The following is a 6,336-nucleotide window of genomic DNA, read 5'->3' as shown; positions in this document are numbered from 1 at the left end:
TTCTGGTTCGTTTTTTACCATTCCTTCCTTAACTTAATGGCAGTGGTGCAGAGTCTAAGTATAACAACTATTCATTTACCGAAGAAATATTAGATAAGATTGGCCTAAAGCATGAAAATATTAAACAAGTAACTCAGGTGTATATAATGGGCTATGAAGAACTAGGACCTATTCAATCAGCATCATCTCCTGGTTCCTTTTATCAAAATCAAGATCTAGTAAAAATTGAGAATAAAGATCCAAAAAAATACTTTGAGGGTACTTTTCCTTCTCAGGGAAGAACAAGATCTACTACACTTAAAAATAAGTTTAAAGGAATGGTGGAATCAATTGATCGGTTACCTGGATTGATTACAAGGTTTAAAAATGCAATAAATTATCAACAGAAAGAGTTAAGGAAAAATTTTGAAATGAAAGAGCTTTCAGGAGGTAAGGGTAGTTTTGAGTTAGGTGCTTATAATGGTTTATTTGATATGATTAAAGAATTAATGTGTGATAAAAATGGGAACCCCAAAAAAAACCTTGTATCAATGATTAGTAGTGAAAACAGGTTTAAGGCTTTTTTAGATGGGCTATTTACTGGATTGAGTGATCTGGATAAAGATAGAGTAATTGCTGTACTTACGGAGTTTCAGGTTGGAGGAGGAGGTAGAGTTGATATTATGATACAAGTCGTAGATAACGAGAATCCTGGTAGAGAGAGGAATATAGAAGAGCTAAAAGAATCTGTATCTGTGGGATTTGAGTTAAAATATTCTGAAACAGCAACTGGTGCAACTGAAAAGCTGAAGGAAACAGAGAGTCAGATGGGAAAGTATGCAAGATCTGAAAACATCAAATCAATAACAGAAGGTGATAGGGTAGCATTTATTGGAGTTGTTTTTAACAGTAAAGCCAGCCAAAAAGATGATTTAATATTAGTAAGTGAAAAGTTTATTGTTGCTGGTGTTGAACACAGTTCGACAGATGTAAGTCGTGCATCTGTGCCGTCATTGCAATTAGAGCAAGTGAGTGATCCTCAGCCAGGTACATCTAAAGTGTCTAAAGTGGCAGGTGGTCATCGTCGACAGTAGGGATGTTTAAGTTTAATTTTAGTTGTAATTGAATGATGGGGAAGTGTTCTTTTTAACTACAAGGTAGTGCAGCAGGTTCGATGGTTTGGAGATTATGTTGAGAGGTAGCCTGTGGTAAAACGCAGAATGCTTAAAACGTTTTTAAGGGAAAAAATCAAACCAGCTAGTGTTGTAATGGATTTGTTTATTTACTCTTATCCAAAATCGCAAAAAAGATCGTACATTCGTGAGAGCAAGCCGCGTAAAAATAAGGTTGTGAAAATAAAAGATTTAAATTATTGCAATAAAGTTGGGCAAATCAGTTCGTATGTAAATGTGGTTGAAGTAGGCTGGTATAGCTAGTTTTGCGGTATAGTAAAATTGTTATATAGAAAAGTTCGTATGGTACACATGGTAGACCAACTCATCCCAAAACGAACATTTCTCACGCTTGTTGATTTTGGGTGCTGGAAATGGTTGCATTGTTTAAATTTTTAGTAGAATATATTAATAAACCAACATTATTCCACTTGCAAATATATAGAATGCAATTCTTTTTATTAACACTTGTATAGAAATATTCCAAACTCCTCCACAACTTTTTCTGGCTAAGGCCACATATTCTACAATAAATATTTGACATATACAGCGTATCTTACGTTTAAATTATCTGACATCCAAAAAATCAAGGAAGGCATTTTTAATGAAACATAATCACACATATGGAACGAAGAATTTGAGGTTTTTTATAGTTAAGAGATCGTTATTTATTGGAGTAGTATCAGTCTGGTACTGCATGACCATTCAACATAAAAACGCCGCAAAACCATACAGAATTTATAAACCTACTACCAGTGACATGGTAGAAAAACAAAATTAATATAGTATTCCCTACCACACACTTATAAAACCTTAAAAAAACATTGAAATTTACTACTTACCCTTAGAACTACCCGCAGAATTAACCTGAACTATGTTAAGTGCTTCTGTTATTTTAGTAGATACTCCATCTTTTTCAAGATCTATATCTTCCATTTCTTTTAATTTCTCTTGTTTACCTTCTAACAAATCATGCAGATTCTTGTGCATAGCATCATCTCTTTTTAAAGGCCCTTCCGCCATTTTTATTGCGCCTGTCAGTACTTCACATTCTTTTATTTTTAATTCTTTATATCTATCCCCATTTTTGAACTTTTCATTATGAATTGCATCAAGAAGAGTGACAATATTATCAAACTCACCTTTAAGAATATACAATCTAATTAATGACTTTTCTGCCTCATAAAAAGCAGTTCTTGATGTTTTACCACCTCTTATTTGGTCGTCACCTTTCATTAAGTTGTCTTCCACCCATTCTGTAATCGAGTAAGGCTCATTATTACTCATTGCACGAGATAAGGAATTTGAGTGTGCTCCTTCAAATGCCATTTGTATATTACTTTTACGTTTTTTCATATAACCTCCTTTGTATATATGTTCCTTAACACCTTTTCCTTTTAAGCGTTGCTCAATATCACTGACAACGCCTTCTTTTGGTAGTTTTTCAATATGACTTTCATTGATACCACCTTCTTTTGGCGGTTTTTTAGTATCACTTTCATCTACAATGATACTGCTTGCTTCAGAAAAAGACTGATTTTGCTCTTGATATCTTTCAAGTATTTCCTTTACCCAATCATTATTTAGTACTTCTCCAATCTCTTCGTGAAATGGTGCATCAATATAGTCCAGCCGTACTAAATTTATAAAAGAATTTAGTATCTCTTGCATTCCATTCCCTAATCCTTCTTCCACCGCATTCTCTATAAAACCTTCCCTCAATTGCCCGTATGGCACTAGATGAATAATAACATGGGAAACAATTTTACTAGATAGTATTTCTCCTATTAATTTATCAGCCATTCCTGAACGAAATATTGCTTTATCATTATAGTCTTTTGCTTCACGTACTTTTAACTTTCTGTATTTATCTCCTTCTTGTACTGAATACTCTACTCCTCTCTTACCACGAGCAGAAGGGTATACTTTGATAGCATCTTCTGCCTCTCTTCTTGGTGCTAATACTCTTTTTTCCAACGGTTTAAAATCAAATACTTCATACAAATGTTTTGCTACATGATTATAAAGAACATCATTTAGATTATTTTTATTAATCTTCCCATTATAATTACCTAAATCCTGACTATGTGTTCTAATAGTAGAATTACACTTTTCATTATAATCATCCAAATATTTCTTACTTTCTTTTGAATTAATATTAGTTGTTTCCAGCAAAGAGTCTAAAACACTCAATGCATATGCTGTTCTCTTTACTATATATCCTTCATTATTCACAATTCTAATACGAAGATTATAATCTCCGACTATCTCTTGAGAGATTTCGTCATGTAGCAATATACTAAACACCTTTGCTTTAGGTTCTTTTGCATCGTTTTGGCTCTCATATAAACGAATTTCTTCTGATAGAGTATTACCTTCATCAGGAAAAGCAGCATGTATGTCTTGGTTAAACATAGTTAATATTATTCTGGCAACTCCCTCACACATTATTGTAACAGTGTTTATATCTTCTGCAGCTAATCCATCAGTTAGATAATCAATTCCATGGCTTATGTATTTTCTAAGTCTTGTATTAAAATCAATGCGAGCTTTTTTTATTTCTTCTTCTGTAAAAAATTTTCCGTTATTAACGGTTTCCACAATCTCTTTATCGTATATTAAGTGATATTTTTTACGTTTTCCTTTTTTAGTTTCAGTCGTGAGTTTAAATTCATCATATTTACCAGAAGGAATAACCTCTTTCTCTTTGAGATTATTATACTGTCCTTCTGTCAAACACAAACCTTCTCTGCTTATTATTAGTGGAGTCATAACTTGTTCTACCATGTTTTTCACATGTAATATGTAGTCAACTTTTTCTTCTACTTTCACCGCACTTTCAATAGCACTCTTTATCGAAGAATATGATATAACGTGACGCATTTGTTTTCTAGAACTTCCCAATACCTTTGGACGTCCTACTACAGCGATTTTAGTATCATCTTTACTATCAACTATAATATCTACTAGCACATCAGGACTCATCTCTATTCTAAGAAGATTTTCTAAAAACTTATACGCGTAAGCCTTATCATGTCCTCTAGGTATATTTCTTCGGGTAATTGGTGTAGAAGTATGTGGAGGAGAAAAAGGAACATTTAATGCCTCAAATCTATTACATGGACCTTTCACATTTTTAGGAAATTCTTGTTTTTTAGAAAACGGTTTACAGACTAATCCTCCATCTTTTCTTATGAACATTTTATGCTCTTTAAATGCGAATGATTGGCCGCTGGGTAGTGCGTTTTTCATCAATACCCTCTCCCCTTCACTGAATCTTGAGCCAGAAATGTTTTCCGTACGAGAAATAGTGTAGCATCTTACAATCTGTTGATCCTGTGAATCTTTTTCATTAGTGAGAACAGCAAACTTTAAACGTTCTTCTTTAGTGCCATTTTGATTATTAGAATAACCCAAATAAATTCCTTTACTGTCTGCAAAGATATTAGCAAAATGGAAAGACTCGCCAAGGTAACCTTCAATATCTTTTTTAAGATCATTAAGAGGCTTATTTCTGGGCTGATCTGGAAATTTAGGTTGATCTGGCAGCTGCTCAGCAGATTCCTGTAAACCCATCATACCACGTAGAGGTTTTGCAGATAACTTTTTTCCTTTTAATGGCTCAAGAAATTCTACCCCTCCGGTATACACAGTCATCAACACATAATAAACTGCCCACCAACCACAATCGCTTCCATTCATCTGCTGACCAGTTAAATCTTTAAGACTCTTAAAATCAATTTCATCTTCTTTGCAAAAAGGCATTAACTTTATCTGTTTTTTACCAGTATCAGTTTTTTCTGTAATTTCACCACCTTCCGTTAAAAACTTTTTTAATCCTTCAGGAAAAGAGCTATGACTTAATGAGTCAAAAAAGAGAACTTGATATTTGTCATTGTTTATTTCTTTACCTGATAAGGTAACATATTTTTTAGGTAACAGCACCCAACCGATCCAATGAGAACCACCCTGTTTACTTGCATCTGTAGAACTTTCGGCAATTACTGTAACAGTGTTAGAGATAACAATAGCAGGCCTATCAGATTTATAATCATTTACAATATCACTATCTTTACCAATCCTCCTACAGATATGCTTGGCTATACTTTTTATGCTCTCTTCATCATTAAAACCAAAATTATTTGGGCCAATATAACAAGCTAATTCATCTCCATCATTATCAATAGCCCAATTTACATATGAATTTATTTGATCTATACCTGCCCATGTATGTGGATTACCTGAATCATCATCATTGAATTCCACTTGCCTTAATTTATCGTAAACACCAGCTGCAGTGACGAGATTATGATTTTCTATGTCTTCTATACCATAAACCTCTTCCCTGGAAACTTCTATAGCTTCTTTAATGTCTTTTTCTAGTTTATTAAGAAGTGGTACAAAATGCATCTTGTAATTTACTATGCGAACAACACTATCCCCTTCACCTTGTTCACTTTGAATAACGTGTTGATTTTCTGTGGACCCTTTTAAAGGTTCTTCCAGCAGTTCTATCACTTCAATTTTCACTTTGTACTTCGCACATATCATTCTTCCTTCAATATCCAGTCTACCCCATATTGGTGGAGAACCAGATTCTGTAGCCATATTCTCAATGGCTTCCAAGTATTTAAAAAAGGACTTAGTATTGTCTTGTTTATTACATCCATTTCCGCTTATCACTTCTCCATCCGGATCTTTTTGAGGTACGAAATACCCTTCAGCACCTCTTATTACCTCTTTATAAACCCACGAGTCTGACCCTTTATTTGCTTTAGCATAATCTGCACAACCTTTCCTTAATGATTTTGCGGTAAAACGATGACCTGATTTTATATTTAGCTCATTCAATCCTTGAGCCAAAGAGTCAAAAAAGCAATCTCCTGTTTTAAGTGCCACCCCTATTTTAAGGTCATTAGGGTAAAACGTTCTTAGTTGATTTAACAAATCTTCAAAATTTCGTTTTTTTTGCTTATCTTCTTCCTGAGCTATCTGTTTAAAGATAGAAATAGGCTCCCTCTTTACTCTTGTATTACCACTTTGAAACACCATACCACCCTTATCATATTAAACTTCTAATATAATAGTTGAAAAGTTTATTAAAGCAAGATATTTTTCTATGACTAACAATACTTCTAAGATGTATGGTCCCAGAGAGTGATGGTATACTATCATCATCATTTAA

The 6,336-nt window shown here is 33.6% G+C and carries 3 protein-coding genes; 2 read left to right on the top strand and 1 reads right to left on the bottom strand.

Annotated features, from left to right (window positions below; all coding sequences use genetic code 11):
- The first annotated feature begins 146 nt into the window (after positions 1-146).
- Positions 147-1,073, top strand: coding sequence for a hypothetical protein (locus tag DEF52_RS05755; protein WP_151808112.1), 927 nt, complete (start codon positions 147-149; stop codon positions 1,071-1,073).
- A gap of 111 nt (positions 1,074-1,184) precedes the next feature.
- The gene (locus DEF52_RS06330; RefSeq protein WP_151808111.1) at positions 1,185-1,415 is read left to right on the top strand and encodes a hypothetical protein; all 231 of its coding nucleotides are present in this window, start codon (positions 1,185-1,187) and stop codon (positions 1,413-1,415) included.
- Between the two features lie 570 nt (positions 1,416-1,985).
- On the opposite strand, the gene DEF52_RS05745 is transcribed toward DEF52_RS06330, so the two are convergent.
- Positions 1,986-6,203, bottom strand: a complete 4,218-nt coding sequence (locus DEF52_RS05745) for an OTU domain-containing protein (RefSeq protein ID WP_151808110.1) — start codon at positions 6,201-6,203, stop codon at positions 1,986-1,988.
- Positions 6,204-6,336 lie beyond the last annotated feature (133 nt).

This window comes from Wolbachia endosymbiont of Nasonia oneida, from assembly GCF_009012935.1.
In the GTDB taxonomy this organism is placed as follows: Bacteria; Pseudomonadota; Alphaproteobacteria; order Rickettsiales; family Anaplasmataceae; genus Wolbachia; species Wolbachia pipientis.
This window is presented reverse-complemented; position numbering and strand designations above follow the sequence as displayed.